The organism is Lysinibacillus sp. NPDC093692, from assembly GCF_050280125.1.
In the GTDB taxonomy this organism is placed as follows: Bacteria; Bacillota; Bacilli; order Bacillales_A; family Planococcaceae; genus Lysinibacillus.
Window position 1 is genome coordinate 160,950 of record NZ_JBNNUW010000002.1, and the last position, 23,215, is coordinate 184,164.

The window sequence follows — 23,215 nt, forward strand, 5'->3', positions numbered from 1 at the left end:
GAGTCGCTCCCTTTGATAGAATCCATATCACCTTGTCTGATACTCCAGAAAAGGATATTTCTGAAAAAAACGTACGCAATGTAGACGGTAGAGTTAGTTTTTTGTTCAACTAACAGGTGGTTAGTTGAAGAAGGTTCATTTAATTGATCAAACTTTTTAAGGAATGTTCATTCAAAAAGAAAAGAATCCATTTTGATTAATCTCTTTATTAAAATGGATTTTTTATTTACTGTAAAATCTGTGTTTGCTTTTTTGTAAAAATTTAGAAAAATGTACATTCAATGGCTTGATAATTTGTATAAAATGGTTTATATTGATATCAAATGATACATTTATCTATCAAAAATAATCACTTTATACAAATGAGGGAGAGATTGACAATGGAAAAAGGCTTGTCAGCGTTGAAGGAAGCGAGATTTAATGCAATTCTTGATGCGGCTACTATATTGCTTGTTGAAAATCCTACTGCTTCGATGAATGAAATTGCGGAATATGCGGGAATTGGCATTGCTACACTTCATCGCTACGTCGAAAGCAGAGAGAAATTGATGCTGTTCTTGGGCCATCGGGCTATACAACTGGTAAGTGATACCGTAAACCAGATTCCACTGGATGAGGAAAGAAGCGAAAACTATATCCCGGAACTCATTGAAGCGTTAATCCCCATAGGTGACAAAATCTATTTTCTAGGTCATGATGCATCTGTATTTAACAACAAAGAATTAGGTGAAGCCGAAGAGAAGCTGAGGGAACCCATACGACGCGTTATTGAGCTGTTGCAACAAAGAGGTTACTTTCAGCAAACGGTTAGCAGCGAATGGATTTTGAATACGCTTTATGCCCTACTTTTCCATACATGGGAACAGGTACATGAAGGTAATGTGCCTAAAAAATCCGCTGCAGAGCTTTTTTTAAATACGTTTTATTATGGTTTCAAAGCTAAGGATGATAATTAACATCAATAATATAAAAAGAGAAAAGGAGTGCTAGGAAATGAATCAAATCTCAATTGTAAAGGCTGATCATCAATCCATGGTCAGCGCTAAGCTAAATGTAATGGCATTGGAATACATGGCGTTTTCACTTGCAGGATCTGAGGAGGAGAACACGATCGAAGGGACATTTCGTACGCTATGGCAGCAGGAGAACAACCGCTTTAGTCATCAATATGCTTACGAAGCTCAAATGGATGGGAAAACTTTAGGGATGATTACTTGCTATCCCATACCTGTTTTAAATCGTCTTGCATGGCCCACTTTTAAACAGCTGCTTTCATTCCGAAAGCTAGACCTTGTTGCTTATAATATTCTGAATATCAAAATGTTTTATTCCATGATCACCATGAAGGAGGGAGAAGATGACGAGTTTCACATCGGAACAATCGCTTTATTGCCCGAAAGCCGGGGACTGGGGGTAGGTACCAAGCTGCTTGAGTTTGCCGAGGAACAGGCCTGCCTGCAAGGCTTTGCCAAATGCTCGCTGACGGTAAAGAAAGAGAACCATCTTGCCATTAAATTGTATCAGAGGATAGGCTACCAGATTACAGGTGAAATCAATAAACCAAAGTTATCGTTGTACAGAATGGTCAAAAATGTAGAACCTTGCAACCGTTTATAAAAAAAGTTGTACCGTATTACCCCTTTGATTAAAGATTAAGTGAAAGAAACCGGGAAGAAATGAGTGAGATTTATAATAACAATCACCTAACTAATTTAGTTAGGTAAACCAAAATTCTTCACCATCTTACTCTTAATGCAAATAAGCAAATGATTTTCATGGTATTTATTCGAGATTTAGTTTTTCATGATTCGGAAAAATATTAAAGGAACTTCTATAGTTACAATTTAGTAAGATTATATTTCAAATTGTAAGGGAACAGTTATTCATTTAAATAAAGAAAATGTTTATCTTTAAGGTAATAATAAACAATTAGACAAAAGTGAGGTAAATAATATGACTTTTGAAGAAAAATTACAAGCGTATGCAGAACTTGCGGTAAAAGTCGGTGTCAATATTCAACCAGGGCAATATTTATTAGTCAATACATCAGTGGATGCATTGGATTTCGCCCGTTTAGTTGTGAAAGAAGCTTATAAGGCTGGGGCGGGACGTGTTCATGTTAATTTATCAGATGATGAAATGGATCGAGCTTACTTTGAACATGCCTCAGATGAAGAATTTAATCGTTTCCCAGAATGGATAGTCAAAATGAATGATGAGCTGATCGAACGTAAAGGAGCACTATTAATGATAGATGCTGCAGACCCTGATAAATTTACAGGTATTTCAGCCGATCGTCTAGCTACCTATCAAAAGGTATCAGGAGCGGCTCTGAGCAACAATCGCAACGCAGTAATGAAGGATTTAATAGCTTGGTCGATGATAGCAGTTCCTTCATCAAAGTGGGCATCGAAGGTGTTCCCGAACTTAGCAGCTGAGGAACAAGTACCTGCATTATGGGAGGCTATTTTTAAAACTGTTCATATCGGTGAAGGTAATGTTGTTGAAAACTGGCGTGAACATGTAACAAATTTAGAATCTCGTGCGGCCCTACTGAACAATAAAAAATATGCGAAGCTTCACTATACAGCGCCAGGTACTGATTTAACAATTGCATTAGCACCACAGCATAAATGGATTACTGGAGGTGGTAAAACGCCAGATGATACGATCTTTATGGCTAATATGCCGACAGAAGAAGTTTATACGTTACCGATGAAACAAGGTGTAAATGGCTATGTCAGCAATACAAAACCATTAGTTTATCAGGGGAATATTATCGATGGCTTTAAACTGACATTCGAAGAAGGAAAAATTGTTAAAGCTGAAGCACAGATAGGACATGATTTATTACAGGAGCTTATGAATGTGGATGAAGGCTCTTGCTATTTAGGTGAGGTAGCACTTGTACCACATGGATCGCCAATTTCAGCATCGGGGATTTTATACTTTAATACATTGTTTGATGAAAATGCATCGAACCATTTAGCAATTGGTAAAGCTTATCCAACTTGCTTAGAGGGTGGAAGAGATTTAGAAAACAATCAGCTTGAAGCGTTAGGTGCAAATATTTCAGTAACACATGAGGACTTTATGATTGGCAGCAGTGAGATGGACATCGACGGTATTCTACCAGATGGAACTGTAGAGCCAATTTTCCGTAAAGGTAGCTGGGCATTTTAAGTTTTTGATAGGAAAAAAGGAGTGGGGCGGATGAAACGATACCTGAGTTGCACTAGTAGCAATACTCACAAAGGTATTTAGGTTTCATCTGCTTTAGCTCAGACTGAAAACTACCTGTCAATTGGAGATACCTTGGCTATCCACGATAAATTATGGATGCAAGAAGCTTTGATGAACTTGCTAAAGACATTCGTGGTGTTCGTTATGTGGAAAAATTATACGAAACATTAGCAGATTTAGAATTATCGATACATACTTTAGAAGCTATCGGCGAATTAAAAATTGCAAGGTTGTATCCGTAGCACACAATTAATAATGTTATAAATATATATTTTAGGAGAATTGAAATGAATAAACTAAATTCGTATCCACGAATAGATATTATGGATTACTTACGAGGATATGCTTTGCTGGGGGTACTTCTTGTGAATAGTTACCAGGTTTTGGGTTATTTTTCTTATAGCGAGTTACACGCTAAATTTTATGATATATTCAACGGGACATTTTACCCTATTTTATTCTTTTTATTTGGATTTGGGTGTTATCTTTTTATGAATCGATCCAATCAAAGAGTAAACAATAGATATCCTTTGTTTTTACGCAGAATCTCTTTTTTATTTGTATTAGGACTTATCCATACATTTTATGCACCGCAAGGAATTCAAGATGTTTTAATGGTTTATGCTGTACTTGGCCTGTTTATTGTAATATTTTTCAAAAGAAATAAGTGGACTAAATTAATAGTAACGGTTACGCTAATAGCCTTATCTATAGTTACAGCTTTATCTCAACCGTATTATGGTGAGAGAATAGTATGGCTAGAATTACTATCCGTCATAAGTAAGTGGCTTTCATTTATGATGCTAGGTTTTACGATGGGGCAATTTAAATTTTTTGAAAATGTCTATGGAAAATTAAAGTATATTTCGATTTTTTTAATCGTTAATATTTGTACTTATGTATCTTCATTTTATTTAAGGGGGTCAGAGTTATCAGAGTTATTTAACATTCCCCCTTCAGGATTTGAAATGCTAGAAGATTATAGTGTTGCCTTTATGATGACTAGCAGTCTTCTTATTATTTTACAATGGGACAAGGCAAAAGTGATATTAACTCCATTAAAGTTCTATGGACAAATGTCTTTAACAAATTATCTTGCACAAAGTGTTTTACTAATTGTGTTTAGTATCATAATTGGTTTTACACCTATTAATTCATTAATTGTGTGCTTCATAATCCACGCTATTTTAATTACTTTTAGTATTGTTTGGTTAAGGTATTTTAAAATGGGACCAGTTGAATGGATATTAAGATATTTCACATATTGGAGTAAAATTCCGAATAGGAAGAAGAAATCTGTTTTTAGAAACGATTTAGAAAGTGTTTAGATGTTTAATCACTATATTTAGAAGTAAAATGCATTCTAAGGAGACAGGCCAATGAATTTCTGGGAAATTGTTTTGATAATTGTAAATTTTAGTCTATTGAGTTGGATACTGTTAGTAGGTAAGGAAACAAAAAAGTGGTCTAAATTAGCATCTTTGGTTGCTATTGGAATGGTTATAATACAGCTATTGGCAGAAGGTTTTAGATGGCAGATGATTCCAGCCTATTTAACCCCAGTTATCTTGATTATATGCTATTTATCAGCTGATCGGAAAAAGGGGTTCAGAAACAGGAGTATATTCATTGTTAAGTCTTTGTTGTTGTTCATCTATATTTCTGTAGCAGTTACGTTACCCTTACTTATGCCGATATTTTCATTTGAAGAACCAACTGGCCCACATATGGTCGGTACGAAACTATATCATTGGGTCGATCAGCAGAGAAGTGAACCATATTCAAAAAATCCAACCGACCGACGTGAACTGATGGTGCAAATTTGGTATCCTGCAGCTGAAAAAAGCAAAGGGGATCGAGAACCTTATATTCGTAACATAAATGAGCTCTCCAAGGGATTGGAAAAAACATTGTCCATTCCTGCATTTGCATTCAGCCACCTGGACTTGGTAAAATCTCATTCGTTTATGGATTTACAACTCTCAGACTCAGAGAATCATTATCCCATATTACTTTTCTCTCATGGGTTTAATGGTTTTCGTAATCAAAACACGTTTGAAGTTGAGGAGTTGGCTAGTCAAGGATATATTGTTCTAGGTATCGATCATACATTTGATGCTGCAGCTACCGTCTTTCCAGATGGTCGAACTGCTTACGTACAGCCCTTCAATTTAACTGATTTTAACGAACGCGATCGCCACATCAAATTATGGAAAGAAGATGTCACTTTTGTACTTGACCAGTTAGAGAAGCTTAATCAAAACGATGAGACCGGCTTCTTTACAGGAAAGATTGATACCTCGCGTATTGGAATGTTTGGGCACTCTTACGGTGGGGCTACCGCAGCACAAATACTTGCAGAAGACTCTCGTGTCAAAGCAGCCATCGATATGGATGGCACATTGCATGGGGAAGTTTTACCTGAAAGTGGGATTGGAAAACCATTTCTGCTCATGAGTGCAGAAATAAATGAAGATTCTGATGAAGATTCCTATAAAGACAAGGTTCGCAGTGAACGTGGGTTAGCTGGCGGTGGCATGTCAATGGTCATTCCCCACACGGATCATTCAAGCTTCACTGATTTTCATTTGTTCTCCCCTCTGTTGCGGAGCCCAGGTGAAAATCCAAAGGAAGTCCATCGCATTATCAACGAATTCAGCCTGGCATTTTTTGACCAGTATATAAAACAGACGGACGATGGCTCAACCCTTAAAAGGCTGAAGACCAAATACCCGGAAGTGAATTTTAAAGTAAACCGATAACCTTATGCAGTCCAATCCATTTAGGGTGTAGTATCTCATACCAAATAAGTTTCTGTGACCTCAGAAGAAATGTCCGCATTTTCAGAGGAGATTACGACAGGTGTAATGAAAACAATGAATAAGGCTGCAAAGGCAACAGAAAGTGTTGTAGCGTACGATGGTGCTACAATCAAGATAACCTTGAAAAAGCTATTTCAAAGTTTGAGTAAATTCTACCATTATGTAATTTTGCTATCGATTATCTTTTTGAGGATGGGATTAGAAGAACACTTTTCAATGTTCTTTGTAAATCCCATTCCAATAAATGTTCCAAACTTGCTCGGCGCGCCTTCTAAATTTTTCTTCCGTATAAAAAAGTAATTCCAAAAAGAGTCCATCCATCAAACAATTAAACGAGGCTATTAAGTCATCAACCGGTTGATCCTTTATTATGCCTTGCTCTATTCCTTCTGAAAAGATTGTTTCAAGCACCTCAAAAAGCATTTCTTCCATCTCATTAAAAATGTTTTTCACTTTATCATTTAAAGTTGGAGGAAGGTAAAAAGCTAATTTTGTATATGCTGCTGTTTTTTCAGGTTGACTTAAATAGTAATTACAAAGTTCTTTCACTATTTGGTAGAGCTTTTCTTTAGCCGACCCATTTTTTAAATTGGTAATTGATCGTTTTATGTGAAGGTAATACTCTTCGAGCAGATCTTTATATACAGCCATAAACAGGTCCTCTTTGTTTTTAAAAAAAGCATATATCGATGGTGTTTTAATGCCAACTTCTTTAGCAATACTAGAAAGAGTTGCCTGATCGTAGCCTTTTTCAGCCAATTGTTTATAAGCAACTTCTTTAATCTTATTTTTTGTCATAAATATCACTTCTAACTTATTTTTTATTGTTAACCTTACTATCTGTATTTAAAAACAAGGCGCAAAAACTTATTATAAAAATACTCCTCTAACTATAATACAAAACATTTGAGTAAAACAAAAATAAAAATCAGGAATATTGTTAAGCAATAAGTTATAGAGAATACTAAATATGAGGTATTTTCTATAAAAATTTCTTATATTTATTTTTGCTTTTTCTCTTTTTGCCGTTTGGTACTCCGAGTATCTGTCAGACATATACGTAACCCACAGGCAAGGGAAAGTCCCATAGCAGAAGATTTAATTTCTATTTGGTTTTGATTAAACTAGTATTATCCCCTTTTAAGTTAAATGTTAAAAAACTTACAGTACGCTGTTAATAACATTTAACTTAAAAGGGATTTTTGGTGTGTTGTAAAAAAACGAATGATGATACAACGCCTCCAAAGATAGCTCACTGGCACCGATAGAATATCGATATCATATGGCTGCTTAGTATTTTTTACAGCTATTTACTTGACGGGAATAAGTCCAGCACTCATTTGAGTACCTGGTCTTTTTTATTTCCAAAAATTTAATCTTGCCAAAAAACAAACGTTTGTTCTAATATGTATACAAACAAGTGTTCTTACGTATGATAGGTAAAGGGGAAAATCATTGTGCCCAATAATAAATAACTGTAGTAGGAGATATCTTGGTTTAAATTGGATATAAAAGGTTTAAAAGTCCAGGCGCGATTCAATTTATGGAAGTTGATCCTTTACCAGTAGGCACATCGGCAGAAATTGAAAGTACAGATATAGTGATTAGCCAATTTTAAAAATTGCGAGAGGTAAGGAGGAAACTACGATGAGAGAGCAACTGATTAAAGCTATGCAGCGCAAACAATTAGTGAACATGATGTATGTAGCAAAAGATGGTTCCATAACAAAAAGGCGTGTAAAAGTCATTAAAATTGTTGGTGATTCATTTCAAGCATTTTGTTTTACAAGACATGCAAAACGTACTTTTTTGATCAGTAACGTTCTAGCCGTTATTCCTTTTGTTAGTAGGGGACGTGAAGTTGTATGAATTATGAGAGTATGCCCAATAGACCTATTATGTGTATCGATATGAAATGCTTTTACGCCAGTATCGTAGCGATGTTACATGGGCTAGATATTTTAAAAACTCCAGTTGCAGTAGTAGCAAATTTTGACCAGCCAGGTAGCGTAGTGCTTGCTGCATCTCCCTTAATGAAAGAAAAATTTAGTATCAAAACTGGTAGTAGGCGTTATGAAATACCTCAACATCCTGACATTAGATTGTTTGAGCCTAAAATGAGTTTCTTTATTCAAATGTCGATGACGATTACAAAATTGATTTCTAATTACGTACCAGTTGATGCAATACATGTGTATAGTGTGGACGAAAGCTTTGTTGATTTAACAGGAACTGAAAAGCTTTGGGGTTCACCTGAAGAAACGGCTAAGGAAATACAAAGGGCTATTCTTGACCAATTTAATGTACCTAGCGCAGTAGGTATGGGACCAAATATGTTAATAGCCAAATTAGCTTTAGACCTTGAAGCAAAGAAAACAGGCTTTGCTAGATGGACTTATGAGGATATTCCAAAGAAATTATGGCCTGTACGACCCCTATCCGAAATGTGGGGCATAGGAAAACGAATGGAAGCAAATTTAAATGCTATGGGAATACAAACAGTTGGTGGTTTGGCTAATACAGATCTAAAAGAATTAGAAAAGCGCTTTGGTGTCATGGGCAATCAACTCTATTACCATGCATGGGGAATAGATCTATCCAAATTAGGGGAGCCGTTAATAACAAACGGAGCTTTAAGTTTTGGGAAGGGACAAATGCTGATGAGGGATTACCATACACGAAAAGAAATCTCTGTAGTGCTCCTTGAAATGTGTGAGGACGTAATGAAGCGAACGCGGAATGCAGGTTATGTGGGTCGTACAATTAGTATTGGTCTTTCTTATAGTCGAAACGCCATGACCAAAGGGTTCCATCGATCTAAAACAATTGCAGTGCCAACAAGTGAAACTCTTGTGATGTATAAAACTTGTCTTGAATTACTGGATGAACACTTTGCAGGGGAGCCAGCTCGTCAATTATCTGTCCGAATAACGAACCTCGAAAGAGAGCATAGTATCCAATTAGATTTATTTGACGAACGCAAACCACAGCGTCAAATTATAGGACCTACTATGGATGCCATACGCCATCGGTTTGGAGCAACATCAATATTAAGAGCAGTTTCTTTCACAAAAGCTGGTACAGCTATTAATCGAGATCGCCTAGTTGGTGGTCATTTGGCATAGGAGTGATTTATTAATGATACAAGACAGAGGTAATATTAAATGGGCATCGATGATGTTGCCGGAGCATTTGGAGCTTCTTAGAGAGTACAAACAAGAGTGCACAGAACAGCCGAGAGAATTGACTGAATGGGAGCTGGAAGAACTACAGAAAACAATTGATCAAGCTTTTAATCAGCAATTGGACATAAAATTAGAAGTGTGGAAGGACTACAAAATTACACAATGGACTGGAATAATTAAATCGATGAATACTAATGAACTCATATTTGAAACACTACTTAACACGAAAAGTATTCCAATCCAAAGTATTCAATCAGCCCAACTGGATGCTGATTATTATGATTAAAGCCGATGAAAGACAGTTACTTCATAAGTATCTTTTGTTAGAGCTAGCTGTTAAATCATTGCAGGTTGACTATTGTAAATTAGAGCAGTTTAAAATGAAAACGGTATTTCTTCCAATGATGGATTCATTGCTAAAGGATCTAAGACAAGAATATTTTAGCCTAAAACGAGAACTTGCACAGCAACGTATACGAGTAGTAGGTTGGCAGTCAGTAGATGAATACTTTAGTGACGTGCAAGTTGCCACTGCAGGTAATGATGTAGTACTCCGTTATGCTAATCAAGCTCTTAAATCACAGGTGGAAAAGTTGTTGGCTAATCATATACGTGTAGCTTTAGAATAAAGACTGTTTCCTTCAACCTTTATTTATCAGCAAACGCAAAAACACTCCATTTCGAAAAAAGATTGATCAAATATACTGTGACAAGGTGTTTTTTGTTTGGAAGGGATTTGTAACTTTTTAATAGAAGATCAGATAATAAATTTTTACACATAAGGAGATAAGACTATGGCTGAAAACAAATTACTAAGAATGGACAATGTCGGCATCGTTGTAGAATCCCTTGATGATGCAATCGCTTTTTTCGAAGAGATTGGCTTGAACCTTGAAGGGCGAGCCACTGTCGAAGGGGAATGGGCTGGTCGCGTAACCGGATTGGGTTCTCAGTGTGTAGAGATTGCTATGATGGCTACTCCAGATGGTCACAGTCGACTTGAACTTTCGCAATTTCTCAGCCCACCTACTATATCAGATCACCGGACTGCTCCTGTAAACGCCCTCGGTTATCTACGCGTCATGTTCGCCGTTGAAGACATTGACGAAATGGTATCCAGACTCACTAAGCATGGTGCTCAGCTTGTTGGCGAAGTGGTTCAGTACGAGGACTCGTATCGGCTCTGCTACATTCGTGGAATCGAAGGGCTTCTAATCGGTTTGGCGGAACAACCCGGTAACAAATAAGTAAATGGCGTTTTATAAAAAGCCTTCACAATATTTGAAGAAAATTCTTATACAATAAAGGGTGCATTTGTTGGTTTTAAACGACTTTATTGTCACAACTACGAGTTCTTATTCGGCAATTGTACCAAAAATTATACGACTTTATTTTACACCGTCCGCAAATGTGGACGGTGTTATGTGTTTTTCAAACAACAGAATTGTCATTACTTATTTAACGAAAGCTCCCAGTAACCGTCTATTATACATAAGAAAAAAAGAGCTGCAAATTCCGATTCCCCTCCAATCACTCCTCTTACTGCTCTCCTAATTTTCTATAAGAAACTACACCACCGAATATACCTACAACTGCTTCCTTGGTAGGATTAATTGGAAAAAACAACGAATTATTATAGGTCATTTCTCATTTGGGTTCGCCTTTTTTATTAAATTACTAGGAAGATAGATTCAATCTCCCTTTAATAAACTGGTGCTAATTACCAATATTTGAAAATACTTAAATATTCAGATATTCGTATTAGTTTATTTGTGATAAATTGGAAATATCACACTAAACTGAAGAGTGTGACAATTGAAAATAAAGGGGGAAATGAGATTTGAAAAAGTTTAAGTTTACGAAGTTCTTAAGTAGTATTCTAGCTTTCGTTATGGTGCTTTATCTATTGGTTCCATTGTCGAGTGCTAGTGCTGAAGAATCGAAGCCATTCAAGCAGGATGGTCAAAGTGAAAGTATAATGCAACTAAAGGCGGCTATTGCTGAACAGCTAAGCTTGTCCAAAGATGGTCCAACTCTTCACGAAAGCTTACAAAATGTATCAGGCAATCAAAAAGTTGCAGTCATCGTTCATTTATCTGAAAAGCCTGTGGCACTAGAGCAAGGAATGAGCGAAGTCAAAGGCGAAGAATTCTCTAAAGCCCAAGCAAATGAAGTCCGTTCAAATGTAAAAGAACAACAAGCAGAAGTTAAAGAAGAGTTAGCTGCTAAAAATGTTCAGATGACTCAAGGATACTCATTTGATACTGTTTTAAACGGTTTTGCAGCAACTGTGAAAGCAAATGATCTCCCGAAACTGCTTACAGTAGAAGGAATTACATTAATCGAACCTGATGCAATTGTTTCCGCATCAGAAGATAATACGATGAAATCGTCGGAACTTATTAAGGAAGATCAATTAGAAGCTCAAATGAATACAAGTAATTCTTTCCTTGGTATCGAACAGCTTTGGAAGGAAGGACTTGAAGGACAAGGAATAAAAGTAGCGGTATTAGATACTGGTATTGATGTAGATCATCCTGAGTTTGCTGGAGTTTATAAAGGTGGAAAAAACTTCATTCCGAATTCAGCAACTTACACGAAGCCTCGAGCAGATAACGATGCATCGGAAACATTGCCTTCGGAGCGTCCAGCCGGGACACCTGAATTTAATGAAAAGGGAAGCGCGTTCTATACTTCTCACGGTACACATGTTGCTGGAACAATTGCAGCAATCGGAGCTAACGAATTCGGTATTAAAGGAATTGCTCCCAAAGTAGACCTTTATGCTTACCGTGTTCTTGGGGCATATGGAAGTGGAGCTACATCTGGTATTGTTAAAGCAATTGAAACGGCTGTAAAAGAAAAAATGGACGTTATCAACCTTTCACTTGGCGGGGGAGCTAACTCTGAAACGGATGCTGGTTCATTTGCTATTAATAATGCTATGATGGCTGGAACAATTGGAGTAGTTGCAACAGGAAACGAAGGTCCAAATCGTGGAACAATAGGTACGCCTGCAACTGCTCGTTTAGGAATTGCTGTTGGTAACACAACAAATCCAGAAGCAATGTATAACGGGGAAGTGAATGTTAAAGTTGGCAACTACAACTTAACAAAACAACTTCCATTAATGGGAACGACTTTCGGGAAAAATTTAGCAACACAGCTTCAAGGAGAATTTGACTTAGTTGCTGTTCCTGGAAACGGGGAAGTAAAAGACTTTGAAGGAATTGATGTGAAAGGTAAAGTGGCATTGATTTCTCGTGGCAGTATCGCATTCGTTGATAAAATTGCGAATGCAAAGGCAAAAGGAGCAGTCGCAACAATTATTCATAACTTTGCTGGTGGAACGAATGCCCCGAACATTTCAGGTACATTCCTGGGTGATTCATTTGAGTTTCTGCCAACATTTGATATGTCACAAACGGATGGCGCTGCAATTCGCGCTGCATTAGCAGGCGGAACTGGAAAAGTAAGCTTTAGTAAATTTGCTTCCACAAAGACACTGGGAGATGATGTAAACGATTCAAGTTCACGTGGGCCATCTACACCAAACTTTGATATTAAACCGGATGTAAGTGCACCTGGAACAAACATTATGTCAACGATTCCAAAGTATAAAAAAGATTTCCCTAATGCAGATTATGGGGAAGCATATGGTCGTAAAACAGGAACTTCTATGGCAACACCGCATATTGCAGGAATTGCTGCATTAGTTAAACAAGCAAATCCGGATTGGAACGCGTTCGATGTAAAAGTGGCGCTTTCTAATACAGCAAAGGTTATAGATAAAACAAAATACGATGTGTTTTCTCAAGGTGCAGGGCGTGTAGATCCTTATGCAGCAGCTCATCCGGAAATTCTTGCTTATGCACTTGATAGCGCAATTTTAGATGGAACTGGTGTAGTTACAGAAAACTTGAAAGGTACAGTTACTTTCGGTCCACAATCACTTAAAGACCGAGATATTTCTGTAACGAAACAAGTTTTAGTAAAAGATATTAAAGGGAACGGCGGCAATTATAACGTATCAATTGATGTAACAAAAACATTTGGTGATGCAACTGTTACAGTAGATCAGCCGACATTTAATCTAAATGGTGAGCAAGTTTTAAATATTACATTAACTGCTTCACAAGCTACGGCGCCAAACGGCTCTGAAATACTAGGGTATATTTACATTAGCGGTGGAGATACAGAAATTTCATTGCCATTCGCAGCTGACCTTGGCGGCGCGGCAGCAACTGCAATTAAAGATTTTAAGATTACAGAAACAGACCTATCCTTTAACGGAGATGGAGTGAAAGACTCAGCTGTACTTTCATTCACATTAACTGGAGATGTAACAACTAACTATATTGAGCTTTGGGATATTATGAATCCTGAAGGTGGAGAATACGGAGACGGCTACATTGGTTATCTACATGCAGGTACTGCGCTAGGAAAAGGCTCTTATACGCTGAATATTGGTGGGCAGTACAAACCATGGGGAACAGCGCCAGCCACAAAGATTCCAGATGGTCTGTATACAATTGACTTCACCGGTCTTGCAGCATCAGGAGTAGTTTCCGATTATGTTGGACCAATTATCGTGAAAACGACTAAACCAGAAATTACTGGTTCAGTAGCTAAAGGTGTCGCTACAGGACAAGTAACAGATAAGTATATCGACTACAATGAAGAGTTATATTTATACGATTTAGATTACAATTTAAATGACAAATTAAAAGCTTCCTATGTTTCGACGGTAAATGGCAAAGTACAAGCGCCAGTTGCCTTTGAATTAAATCAAGACGGTAGCTTCACATTCCCAGTAACAGCAGAAACAAATGCTGTATCAGTAATAATTAAAGACGCTGCCGGGAATGTTGGTGAAGCAAAGATATATGAAAAAGAAGTAGTAGAACCAGTAGTAGAGCTTTCTGTAAATCCAACTAAGCTAGACCTAACAGCTGGAGAAACTGCACAACTTACGGTAACAGAAACGTCAACGCCTGCAGAAGGTGCTGCAACAGAGGAAGACGTAACTTCAAAAGCTACTTATGTTGTTGGAGATGAAAACGTTGCAACAATAGTAAATGGATTAGTAACTGCAGTAGGTGAGGGCACGACTACAATTACTATTTCATACGGTGATAATGAAGTTACTTTAAATGTTACAGTTAAAGCACCTGTTATAGAACAACCAATAGTAACACTAGAAATTGATCAAGCTCAGGTTGAAACTAGAATAGGTAAAGAAGTTCCAGTTAAGATTACTGAAGTAACTACTTTTGATGGTAAAACAACAGAAAAAGATGTTACAAAGCTTGCAACCTACGAAGTAACGAATGATAAAATAGCTACTGTAAAAGAGGGGGCCGTAAAAGGAAAAGGTCAAGGTAATACGACGATTACGGTAACGTATGGTGAGCACACACTAACATTTGATGTGTTGGTTGTAAAGCCAGGGAATGACAACGGAAACGGTAATGGAAACGGAAACGGAAACGGTAATGGAAATGGAAATGGAAACGGAAATGGTAATAAAAATAATAATGAAGTTACCGAGGAAGAGTTATAATTAATTTAAGTTCAAGCAAAAAGAGAAATTGCACAGCGCAATTTCTCTTTTTAGTATTGCTTGGTTAGTTCGTCTTAGGTAAATTGAAATCAGTCCTGTTATTTTGATTAACAAAGTTAATAAGCAACTCTTCACCTGTAAGCTCTGTTAATATACATTTAATCAAGTGCATATAGTGATTCCCGGTCTCTAGCAACGAATTTGGCACCGTGATCGATACAGTTGAGATTGTTTTACTTCCTATAAGTAATTAAATAACCTCATGAGATTTCTCTTTTTAAAAATAAGTATGTAAATGTTTAAAAAGATTAAAAATTCGCAATAAATATAGGATTTAATAATGTAACAATATTACGATCATGTATATTTCCGCTTACTTTAACCTTTAATGATTCTGCTTTATTTAAATTAATTTCGACAGGTATAACAGAATCAGATGGTGATAAGGAGAATGCTTTTACAATACTACCATCTGAATTCATCATAGGTGAGGATCACGACATGAAGTTATCCTAACAGATACATAGGGACTCTTTAAAATTTTACGTCAATAATCGACAATTGATTGGTCTCGTTGCAAAACTTTGTAAATTAATAGTGAATATTGTTACTACCTTGTGAATATAATAGCCACATGCAGTTTAAGCTTTTAATTAATTTATTAAGGAATTAGGATGAAACAAAGGAGTGTAAAATTGTCGATTTCAAATCCTCAATACGCATTTTTAGAGGTTGATTTTCATAATCCTAATTTAACTAAAGTAGAACTAAAGGTTGAGAATATTTCCGAAGGAGTACGGGAAAATAATGAACTCGTAGGAAATACAAAAATAGCATCGAAAATAATACCACCTAATGTATATATAAAATTAAACTGGATAATAGGATTGCTCTTATTGATACCAATAGATATTTATTGTATTACGGCTTTAGTGGTATCTGAATTCTTATCAAAATAAAAAGTTAAAACTACCATTGTCTTAGGTTATTCTTAAGATCGAATGCGAAAGCGAAACAGTGTGTCATGAAGGAAAAAAGTAAGTGGTAATCAGCCCGGAATTATTTCCGTTTTTTTTGTACTTTAAGAAATCGAAAGAGATGGATCTAGGTGATGTTTACACAATAAGAAAAGCCCCAATACACACCTATTTCTAAGGTGAATATTGGGATTTTGTTTATCACTATTAACGTTTATTTTCATTTTGAATATTACTGAAATCTACTTCTTCAGCGAACTCTTCTCTGTTTTCATTTTTACGTTCTCTGTTAGCATTTTGATTTTGATTCTGCTGTTTTTTGTTGTCTTGAGTTTTATTATTTTTATGTTTATTATTACCCATGTCATCTCACCTCCACCATTAGTGTGAGAGAAAGATGATTTTTTATCCGCATAACTTACAATTAATTAGTGAAATATTTGTGATGAAACAAAAGGTATGGATATAGTAACATTTTCACCTCCACTTTCTGAGAACGCAGCCGGTAATGTTAAATCACTTGTTAGTGGTTACTTGTCTCATCTTAGAAAGTTTAATTCTTAGATTCTGATGGAACTGCAGATCCATCTGCTCAAGCAGAAAAAGACTACTAATCGTGTATATACTCGTAAGAAGAAAATGGAAGTTGATGTTCCTTATCCATCGATCGAGCGGGTTGAGTTTTATCTTGTAAAGTGGGACGGCCTTAAGATCTACCAAAGAAATGATAAAAGAACTAATTTCCAGTAATGGATTCTTTTGTTGTGCAAAGGATTGAAGATATTTTCGAAGAGATTATATAATGAAGCATGTGTTAAAATTTTTATGGAGGTGGACTATGAAGACGGAAATGATTATGACCGTAGTTTTAATTTTAGGAATGGTAATCTTAATAGACAAAATATACGGAAAAATTAATATAGAAAATTATTCTCCTATTTGGGAGTATTTTTCTAAAGCAATTCTCTATGGGTTTATTGCTAGCGTTACACTATTCTATGGAAAGGAATCGCTAAGAGATGTTAATCCACTAGAATGGGCCATCATTGCAGTTTCAGCAATAGAAGGAACAGGAAACTATATTAATTATGTAAAAGAATCAAAAAGAAGAAAAGAAGAAAAGAAGAAAAGAAGAAAAAAGAAAGACTTGAGTTAATCAAACTTAGATACATAATGGAAAATAATTCTTCAACTTAATAGAGTTGCTTATCAAAAAGGGATTGCCTATTAGCGAAGGTGGTTGTGCTGCTGCTGCGACCTTTTATTACTGTTTTATATCATGATATTTTTAGTAGCGTAGAAGTAAATGTATATGCTCAATAAAACGGAATATAATTTTAGAGGTGCCTTACTTATAGCTGGTAATATAAGTAGGGCATTTTTGTGTATTAATAGACTACTTAATTAGAAGCTTGTTTTTCTGAGAAGTTTTTTACTATGTGTTAGATGATTTTTTTCTATAGGACAAAAATTTTTTAAAAAAATTGCGTGGGGGGTAAACCTCCCTCTTCGAACAATTGTTTACGGCGTTAGTCGGAATCCACTATGATTTGGGTAATGCTAAATATGGTAGCCCAAAATATTCCTAAAGGGGTGGATGCCGTGCAAACTCGGCAAAATAATCAAAATTATCGCTGGGGTAATTTATGAATTATATTGTGAATCGTGAGCGTTAATAAGGGAACGGTTTATAGGTAATGAAAAATCAAGAGGTGAATAATTAAATGCTTATACAATTGTTGATGTATTGTGGTATTTATTGTAAATAGTTATTATTTAAACTGTTTTGATTGTCATTTTTTTGTGGTTGTGCGCGATAAATCTTATAAAATATAGTAGATTTTAAAGTTGACATATAAAAAACGCAATAATATAATTATTTAAAATAATCAAATAATTCACACTTTTCTGATAGTTAGGTAGAGGCGCGGCAGTTAACAGTACCTAATGGAGTCCGAGAAGATGAAGAAGTTAGATAGAAGGAAGTGTCGCCGAAGTATGTGATGAGTTCTCGCCATCATATACTGGGGCTGTAGCGAATAGTTGCAGGACTGTCTTCGTAAACATACGTGTTTATGAAGTTGTGCTATCTCTGTTTAGACAAACAGTGGGAATTTTAAATGGTCGATTCATTTTAAGTTTCTAGAAATGAGTAGGTCATTTTTGTGTTAGACAGATTCTTTTACACAAAGAGTCTATATTTTATTTGTCTATACATTTTGGAATCAGAGGTATTTTGGAGGGGATTTTATGGATAATACATCAACATTATATTATGAATTTTTACCGACTGACGGTCAAAAAATAAACGTGAACCCTTATAAAACAGCATTACTAATAGTAGACATGCAACATCAGTTTATTAGCCGAGACGGATTAGACGCGCAGGTTGCAAGAGAAAAGGGCATGTTTGATCAGTGGGAATACTTTTTTGATCGTATCGACAATTTAACGATCCCGAACAATAAAAAGCTTTTAGATTTTTTCCGTACTAATAAATTAGAAGTAACATTTGGTCGCATTGCTTGCCATCATAAAGATGGACGAGATCGTTCTCCTGTACAACGCCGGACAGGGTGGAACAATATTTTATTGCCAATCGGTGACCCAGGAGCGGAGATGGTGGATGAATTAAAGCCTCTTGATGACGAAATTGTTGTAAATAAAACGACAGATAGCGTATTAAGTGGTACGAATTATGAATTTTTACTGCGTAATATGGGCATTGAAACAGTAGTTTGTACAGGTGTTGTAACAGATCAATGTGTTGCTTCAACAGTTCGAAGTTTAGCTGACGCAGGATTTGAAGTTATTTTAGTGGAAGATGCATGTGCAGCTGCAACGCAACAGCTTCATGATGCTGAAATTATGATTATGAATCAAATTTATTGCCAAGTGATGAGTACAGATGAAGTAATTGATTTAGTAACGGAAGAACTATCAAAACGCGAACCAATGAATCTGTGAGAGGAAATGGACTATGAGTCAAACACCAAATGATCATACACCACAGTTAAAGCGTGTTTTAACATTAAAAGATTTAGTCATTTATGGTATTGCTTTTATGACACCGATTGCGCCAGCTTATATTTATGGCTTTGCAGCAGAGTCTACAAGTGGAATGTTGCCATTAGCCTACTTGATTGCGATGGTTGCAATGATGTTTTCTGCATATAGTTACGGTCGAATGGCTGCTGTTTTTCCAAATGGAGGGTCGACTTATACATATACCCAACGTGCTATCAATCCGCATTTAGGTTTTTTTGCAGGTTGGGCAATGTTTATGGATTATGTCTTAGTGCCACTCATTGTATTCATGGTAGGTGCTTCATATGCGAATGCATTAATACCATCTGTTCCGTATTGGGTATGGGTGTTATTAATTGCAGGTATTATAACTACTGTCAATATTCTAGGTATTGGCATCGCAGCAAAAACAAATCAAACCCTCGTTATGTTTATGGGAATTGTAGTCGTTATTTTTGTGATTTTTTGTGTAAAGACAATTGTCGGTGCGGAAAGTGATACGTCGCTCTTTACTGTTGCACCGTTTTTCAACGATGAAAAATTCGTTATGTCTGCAATTATTTCTGGTGCAACAATGGCCTGCTTCTCGTTTTTAGGGTTCGATTCGATTACAACACTTTCAGAAGAGGCAGTCAATCCAAAAGAGGATATTTGGAAGGCAGCTATTTTAGCTTGTTTAATCGGAGGACTTATTTTTATTGTGCAAGCATATGTAGCTCAGCTTGTATGGCCTGATGTTACAAACTTTAGTTCAGCTGATACGGCTTTATTTGATGTAGCGGAAAAAGCAGGTGGTGCAGTTCTTGCAACTCTTTATACGGTTGCGATTATTGTATCAACAGTGACAGCTGGTTTAACAGGACAAGCAAGTGCATCTCGTTTAATGTTTAGTATGGGGCGTGATGAGGTACTTTCGAAAAAGTTTTTCACACATTTACATCCAAAATATCAAACACCGGTATACAATATTTTATTGATGTGTGTGATTAGTGTTTTAGGAGCGCTGTTTTTATCAGCAAATTTTATAGCAGAATTAATGAACTTTGGAGGTCTGACAGGATTTATGTTTGTCAATTTGTCAGTGATCGTGTATTACTTCTTCCGTAAAAAAGAAATGAAAATAATTCGATACTTATTAATTCCAGGGCTAGGATTTGGTATTTGTTTCTACTTATTTATTAATTTATCACCGATGACATTGAAGGTAGGCTTTATCTGGCTTGCAATCGGTTTTATCTATGCTTTCATTACGACGAAAGGCTTCAAAAAGAAACCACCAACATTTACGGATTTATAAAATACCGAAAGAGCTTAGAGTAAATTTCTAAGATAAGTCAGTTATCTAGTATTGGTAATTTTTATCGATGTTAGGTACCTGATTTATTTTTATACAGGAATATCTTATACGAAAGTAAAATACTCGCAGTATAAAATATCTTTACTTACGGGTATACCCTTAACAATCCCCCACATCCTTCCTCGATGAGCTGTGTTTAGAGGAGCAACTCCACAATTCATAAGCCAGTTTGCTGCATTATCTCTCTGAGCTTTTGTTAGGTACTCCACAGCATTCAGATAGACGATCAACAAGGCCGTATGTTGTAAGGGGAGAACAAAAAAATCACCCATGTCTTGAAGAGTGATTTTTGAAAATCTATTAAAGGTATAGGTTCATAACAAACTGCTCGCCAATACGTCCCATTCTTCTTTCACCGTTATCGACAAAGCCAGCTTTTAAATACAAATTTTGAGCCGGAGTATTTTTATGATTAACGACTAAAACGACTTCATTACAATCTTTAAATTTTCTTTTAATAAATTCAGGCAGTGCAAGCATCCCTTTTTTTGCATACCCATTTCCTTGCTGTTTATGGTCAATAGATAATGCAGTAAGCAGCATAGCTTTTGGATTAGTAGAGTACTCTTTCACTCTATCAGTTGCGTGCAGGACAAAAAATCCTACAGGAACATGGTCACTCAAAATAACAATCGGATATTGACCAACCATTTCTATAGAAATCTCTTTTGGAAGGGCAGTAAATTGACTTTGTTCTTCCGTAAGGTCAAAGTCATTCAAACTATCCACATACTCTTCAGAGAAATGTACTAATTCGAGGGTGTTCGTTTTTTGCATAAAATTGCCTCCTTTTTTTATTATTCTAATACCAGAACGAATGTTCGTCAAGAGACTTGGTTTATAAACGCTTTAATTTGATGGTGAAATATAGGAAGCAATACACATATATATTTAAGGGAATGACAAACAAATTGGGGGAATGAACAATGGTTTTACTTACATATAAAGTAGAGAAAAACGAGCTAATAATGTTAAAAGAAGTTTATCAATCGGTAGGATGGAGGAACATGACGAAAACATAATAAGGAAAGTTTTTAATGCAAGTACACATCAAGTTTTCGCAGTAAAAGATCATCAAATTATAGGGTTTGCGAGAGCTCTTTCAGACGGTGTCTTTAATGCTGCTATTTATGATGTTGTAGTACATAAAGATTATCAGGAAAGAGGGATTGCCAGAACTCTTTTAGAGGACATTATTCAGCAATTAGAGGATGTTTCTTGTATTCAGTTAATTGCAACAACAGGAAATGAACCTTTTTACGAAAAGGTTGGCTTTAAAAAGTTGAAAACTGGTATGGCCATTTACAAAAATCCGCAACTAGCCGAGGAGTACTTGGAAAGTAATAATCCTTGATGAGGAAAATGTTTTTAGTAAGTCTATATTCATTACAAAAAAAGCTGTAGCGTACGGCACCGCTACAGCTTAATATTGTCTTGCTTAGGTTAGTCAGTAAATGAATTATATCATACAATACGAAAAACTAAAAATAACAACAGCTATTTATTACATATGAATTATTTAATGAAATTGTCCTTGAATCTCTAGTAGCGTCACCTTTTATGATGAATTTAGTTACTCAATTCAAAAGGTAACAATCAAATAAGCTATTGGAGGAATCTGCACAATGAAAAAAGAGCGTTTATTAAATAGAGGATTGGCAAGTTTAATGCATCTGCTCTCACTAATATTAACCTTTATTTTACCAATATTGGTATACTTAGTATCGAGGAATAATAATAAATATTTTGCTGACCATGCAAAAGAAGGGATGAACCTTCATTTTACTTTCTTCCCGGTTTTTTTATTATTAACATTTATTTCTAAAAAATGGAGCGCAGTTTCAATGATTTCTTTTGCACTTATTATTCTTGAAACAATACTAATTTTAGTTGCTGCAATTTATACTTTATATGGAAAAAAGTTTTCTTATCCCGTTATACGTTACTTTAAAGTCAATCATTAAGGAGAGAATAATTTGTGGGGAAAGGTATATTTACGATAGGTGAGCTTGTGAAAAAGTCAGGTGTTAGTATTAGAACACTACGCTATTATGACAGTATAGACCTACTGAAACCAAGTGATTATACAGAAGGTGGACATAGACTATATTCTACAGAGGACCTATCTACTTTACAAAACATTAAGTCATTACAGTTTCTAGGCTTATCGCTAAAGGAAATTAAAGATATGCTGCAAAAAAACAAGATTAAAGGTGAAATTATCTTAAAATCTTTAAACAATCAAAAACAGTTATTTGAAGCTAAAAAACTTGAAATCATAAATATATTATCCGATTTAAACCATCTTATTGAAACAGTGAAAGATGAAGAAATTATCAATATCGAGATATTTTGTGCTATGCTACAAAAATTAATGTTTGCTGAAAACACCGAAACATGGTTTAAAGAACACTTTTCAAAAGATATAACTGATGAATTATTTAGTATAAATAAATCTGAGGAAATCGATTTAGATAGAAAATGGACTAAAATTTTATCAGAAATTAAACATTTAACGTTTACAGACGCTATACCTTCTTCAAAAGAAGCTCAAGAAACTGTTAGAACACTTATACAGCTTATGAATGAAACCTTGAAAGGGAATTTAGATTTAGTTGAAGAAAAGCTACCATTTACAGAAACATTCAAATTTCCAAATCCTTTTACAGAACAGGAGCAACTATTTTTAAAAGAAGCAATAAGTATATATCAAAATAATTGTCAGGAAACGGTGGAGAATTAAAGGATAATCAAGCATGAAAACGCAGATTAAAAAAATGGATAGCATGGGAATTGCACCCTACTTGTGACTAACAAATGGGGTGCAGACCATTATTAGTTATCTGCTTTACTCTTTCTTCAGTTATCTAATAAACAATTAGCTCCCAAACTTTCATCACACTCTTCTACAATCACATTTAACATCATATCCTCTCGTACATACATATACCCAAGTACTCAGTGACACACATAAAAATACGATTCAAAACATATAAATAAAGGTGGTTTAAAAAACTCTAAAAGCATTTGTGGAAAATTAA

The 23,215-nt window shown here is 35.6% G+C and carries 21 protein-coding genes, 1 pseudogene and 1 riboswitch; of the genes and pseudogenes, 19 read left to right on the forward strand and 3 right to left on the reverse strand.

Translation table 11 applies throughout. The annotated features are described in order from the left end of the window. The first annotated feature begins 380 nt into the window (after positions 1-380). The 6 genes from ACQKN4_RS03555 (at position 381) to ACQKN4_RS03580 (ending at position 6,005) form a co-directional block, all read left to right on the forward strand. Positions 381-956 carry a TetR/AcrR family transcriptional regulator gene (locus tag ACQKN4_RS03555; RefSeq protein WP_079561305.1) on the forward strand — a complete coding sequence of 192 codons (576 nt, stop codon included), beginning with the start codon at positions 381-383 and terminating at the stop codon, positions 954-956. 37 nt (positions 957-993) lie between these two features. Then, positions 994-1,617 carry a GNAT family N-acetyltransferase gene (locus tag ACQKN4_RS03560; protein WP_427482332.1) on the forward strand — a complete coding sequence of 208 codons (624 nt, stop codon included), beginning with the start codon at positions 994-996 and terminating at the stop codon, positions 1,615-1,617. Between the two features lie 336 nt (positions 1,618-1,953). Further along, on the forward strand, positions 1,954-3,183 hold the full coding sequence (locus ACQKN4_RS03565; protein ID WP_427482334.1) for an aminopeptidase: 1,230 nt from the start codon (positions 1,954-1,956) through the stop codon (positions 3,181-3,183). Positions 3,184-3,335: 152 nt separating this feature from the next. Continuing rightward, positions 3,336-3,485, forward strand: coding sequence for a hypothetical protein (locus ACQKN4_RS03570; RefSeq protein WP_170938953.1), 150 nt, complete (start codon positions 3,336-3,338; stop codon positions 3,483-3,485). A gap of 45 nt (positions 3,486-3,530) precedes the next feature. Then, the gene (locus ACQKN4_RS03575; RefSeq protein WP_427482336.1) at positions 3,531-4,571 is read left to right on the forward strand and encodes a DUF418 domain-containing protein; all 1,041 of its coding nucleotides are present in this window, start codon (positions 3,531-3,533) and stop codon (positions 4,569-4,571) included. 51 nt (positions 4,572-4,622) lie between these two features. After that, positions 4,623-6,005 carry an alpha/beta hydrolase family protein gene (locus tag ACQKN4_RS03580; protein WP_427482338.1) on the forward strand — a complete coding sequence of 461 codons (1,383 nt, stop codon included), beginning with the start codon at positions 4,623-4,625 and terminating at the stop codon, positions 6,003-6,005. A gap of 273 nt (positions 6,006-6,278) precedes the next feature. Here the strand turns inward: ACQKN4_RS03580 and ACQKN4_RS03585 are convergent, their stop codons facing one another. Continuing rightward, the gene (locus ACQKN4_RS03585) at positions 6,279-6,863 is read right to left on the reverse strand and encodes a TetR/AcrR family transcriptional regulator (RefSeq protein WP_079561310.1); all 585 of its coding nucleotides are present in this window, start codon (positions 6,861-6,863) and stop codon (positions 6,279-6,281) included. Positions 6,864-7,712: 849 nt separating this feature from the next. On the opposite strand from ACQKN4_RS03585, the gene ACQKN4_RS03590 reads away from it, so the two are divergent. The 7 genes from ACQKN4_RS03590 (at position 7,713) to ACQKN4_RS03620 (ending at position 15,772) form a co-directional block, all read left to right on the forward strand. Then, complete coding sequence (locus tag ACQKN4_RS03590; RefSeq protein ID WP_079561311.1) at positions 7,713-7,934, forward strand: transcriptional regulator; 222 nt, start codon at positions 7,713-7,715, stop codon at positions 7,932-7,934. Next, the gene (locus tag ACQKN4_RS03595; protein ID WP_427482341.1) at positions 7,931-9,190 is read left to right on the forward strand and encodes a DNA polymerase thumb domain-containing protein; all 1,260 of its coding nucleotides are present in this window, start codon (positions 7,931-7,933) and stop codon (positions 9,188-9,190) included. Before ACQKN4_RS03590 ends, ACQKN4_RS03595 begins: the two co-directional genes overlap by 4 nt. Positions 9,191-9,203: 13 nt before the next feature. Continuing rightward, a complete protein-coding gene (locus tag ACQKN4_RS03600; RefSeq protein WP_079561313.1) occupies positions 9,204-9,536 on the forward strand; it encodes a YolD-like family protein in 333 nt (110 codons plus the stop codon). Beyond that, positions 9,529-9,879, forward strand: coding sequence for an aconitate hydratase (locus ACQKN4_RS03605; RefSeq protein WP_079561314.1), 351 nt, complete (start codon positions 9,529-9,531; stop codon positions 9,877-9,879). Before ACQKN4_RS03600 ends, ACQKN4_RS03605 begins: the two co-directional genes overlap by 8 nt. A 165-nt stretch (positions 9,880-10,044) precedes the next feature. Then, complete coding sequence (locus ACQKN4_RS03610; protein ID WP_427482344.1) at positions 10,045-10,497, forward strand: VOC family protein; 453 nt, start codon at positions 10,045-10,047, stop codon at positions 10,495-10,497. A gap of 593 nt (positions 10,498-11,090) precedes the next feature. Next, a complete protein-coding gene (locus ACQKN4_RS03615) occupies positions 11,091-14,813 on the forward strand; it encodes a S8 family serine peptidase (protein WP_427482346.1) in 3,723 nt (1,240 codons plus the stop codon). A gap of 695 nt (positions 14,814-15,508) precedes the next feature. Beyond that, positions 15,509-15,772, forward strand: a complete 264-nt coding sequence (locus ACQKN4_RS03620) for a hypothetical protein (RefSeq protein WP_427482348.1) — start codon at positions 15,509-15,511, stop codon at positions 15,770-15,772. A gap of 225 nt (positions 15,773-15,997) precedes the next feature. On the opposite strand, the gene ACQKN4_RS03625 is transcribed toward ACQKN4_RS03620, so the two are convergent. After that, a complete protein-coding gene (locus ACQKN4_RS03625) occupies positions 15,998-16,153 on the reverse strand; it encodes a hypothetical protein (protein WP_427482350.1) in 156 nt (51 codons plus the stop codon). A gap of 475 nt (positions 16,154-16,628) precedes the next feature. Between ACQKN4_RS03625 and ACQKN4_RS03630 the strand changes: the two genes are divergently transcribed. The 3 genes from ACQKN4_RS03630 (at position 16,629) to ACQKN4_RS03640 (ending at position 20,114) form a co-directional block, all read left to right on the forward strand. Then, the gene (locus ACQKN4_RS03630; protein WP_427482351.1) at positions 16,629-16,946 is read left to right on the forward strand and encodes a hypothetical protein; all 318 of its coding nucleotides are present in this window, start codon (positions 16,629-16,631) and stop codon (positions 16,944-16,946) included. A 756-nt stretch (positions 16,947-17,702) separates the two neighbouring features. Beyond that, positions 17,703-17,887, forward strand: a riboswitch (Lysine riboswitch). 153 nt (positions 17,888-18,040) lie between these two features. Beyond that, the gene (locus tag ACQKN4_RS03635; RefSeq protein WP_079561318.1) at positions 18,041-18,757 is read left to right on the forward strand and encodes a cysteine hydrolase family protein; all 717 of its coding nucleotides are present in this window, start codon (positions 18,041-18,043) and stop codon (positions 18,755-18,757) included. A gap of 13 nt (positions 18,758-18,770) precedes the next feature. Then, a complete protein-coding gene (locus ACQKN4_RS03640; protein ID WP_427482353.1) occupies positions 18,771-20,114 on the forward strand; it encodes an APC family permease in 1,344 nt (447 codons plus the stop codon). A gap of 360 nt (positions 20,115-20,474) precedes the next feature. On the opposite strand, the gene ACQKN4_RS03645 is transcribed toward ACQKN4_RS03640, so the two are convergent. Further along, positions 20,475-20,951: a GNAT family N-acetyltransferase gene (locus ACQKN4_RS03645; protein WP_427482355.1), complete on the reverse strand. Its 477-nt coding sequence runs from the start codon at positions 20,949-20,951 to the stop codon at positions 20,475-20,477. A gap of 149 nt (positions 20,952-21,100) precedes the next feature. On the opposite strand from ACQKN4_RS03645, the pseudogene ACQKN4_RS03650 reads away from it, so the two are divergent. From ACQKN4_RS03650 to ACQKN4_RS03660, 3 genes and pseudogenes are all read left to right on the forward strand, one after another. Beyond that, a pseudogene (locus ACQKN4_RS03650) lies at positions 21,101-21,528 on the forward strand (GNAT family N-acetyltransferase). A 271-nt stretch (positions 21,529-21,799) separates the two neighbouring features. After that, positions 21,800-22,138, forward strand: coding sequence for a DUF4870 domain-containing protein (locus tag ACQKN4_RS03655; RefSeq protein ID WP_079561322.1), 339 nt, complete (start codon positions 21,800-21,802; stop codon positions 22,136-22,138). A 14-nt stretch (positions 22,139-22,152) separates the two neighbouring features. After that, positions 22,153-22,917 (forward strand): MerR family transcriptional regulator, encoded by a 765-nt coding sequence (locus ACQKN4_RS03660; RefSeq protein ID WP_427482356.1) that lies wholly within the window; start codon positions 22,153-22,155, stop codon positions 22,915-22,917. The last annotated feature ends 298 nt before the right edge of the window (positions 22,918-23,215 follow it).

Excerpts from the sequence above, each read along its gene's own strand:
- ACQKN4_RS03555 (WP_079561305.1), top strand. The coding sequence starts at position 381 with ATGGAAAAAGGCTTGTCAGCGTTGAAGGAAGCGAGATTTAATGCAATT.
- ACQKN4_RS03560 (WP_427482332.1), top strand. The coding sequence starts at position 994 with ATGAATCAAATCTCAATTGTAAAGGCTGATCATCAATCCATGGTCAGC.
- ACQKN4_RS03565 (WP_427482334.1), top strand. The coding sequence starts at position 1,954 with ATGACTTTTGAAGAAAAATTACAAGCGTATGCAGAACTTGCGGTAAAA.
- ACQKN4_RS03570 (WP_170938953.1), top strand. The coding sequence starts at position 3,336 with ATGGATGCAAGAAGCTTTGATGAACTTGCTAAAGACATTCGTGGTGTT.
- ACQKN4_RS03575 (WP_427482336.1), top strand. The coding sequence starts at position 3,531 with ATGAATAAACTAAATTCGTATCCACGAATAGATATTATGGATTACTTA.
- ACQKN4_RS03580 (WP_427482338.1), top strand. The coding sequence starts at position 4,623 with ATGAATTTCTGGGAAATTGTTTTGATAATTGTAAATTTTAGTCTATTG.
- ACQKN4_RS03585 (WP_079561310.1), bottom strand. The coding sequence starts at position 6,863 with ATGACAAAAAATAAGATTAAAGAAGTTGCTTATAAACAATTGGCTGAA.
- ACQKN4_RS03590 (WP_079561311.1), top strand. The coding sequence starts at position 7,713 with ATGAGAGAGCAACTGATTAAAGCTATGCAGCGCAAACAATTAGTGAAC.
- ACQKN4_RS03595 (WP_427482341.1), top strand. The coding sequence starts at position 7,931 with ATGAATTATGAGAGTATGCCCAATAGACCTATTATGTGTATCGATATG.
- ACQKN4_RS03600 (WP_079561313.1), top strand. The coding sequence starts at position 9,204 with ATGATACAAGACAGAGGTAATATTAAATGGGCATCGATGATGTTGCCG.
- ACQKN4_RS03605 (WP_079561314.1), top strand. The coding sequence starts at position 9,529 with ATGATTAAAGCCGATGAAAGACAGTTACTTCATAAGTATCTTTTGTTA.
- ACQKN4_RS03610 (WP_427482344.1), top strand. The coding sequence starts at position 10,045 with ATGGCTGAAAACAAATTACTAAGAATGGACAATGTCGGCATCGTTGTA.
- ACQKN4_RS03625 (WP_427482350.1), bottom strand. The coding sequence starts at position 16,153 with ATGGGTAATAATAAACATAAAAATAATAAAACTCAAGACAACAAAAAA.
- ACQKN4_RS03630 (WP_427482351.1), top strand. The coding sequence starts at position 16,629 with ATGAAGACGGAAATGATTATGACCGTAGTTTTAATTTTAGGAATGGTA.
- ACQKN4_RS03635 (WP_079561318.1), top strand. The coding sequence starts at position 18,041 with ATGGATAATACATCAACATTATATTATGAATTTTTACCGACTGACGGT.
- ACQKN4_RS03640 (WP_427482353.1), top strand. The coding sequence starts at position 18,771 with ATGAGTCAAACACCAAATGATCATACACCACAGTTAAAGCGTGTTTTA.
- ACQKN4_RS03645 (WP_427482355.1), bottom strand. The coding sequence starts at position 20,951 with ATGCAAAAAACGAACACCCTCGAATTAGTACATTTCTCTGAAGAGTAT.
- ACQKN4_RS03655 (WP_079561322.1), top strand. The coding sequence starts at position 21,800 with ATGAAAAAAGAGCGTTTATTAAATAGAGGATTGGCAAGTTTAATGCAT.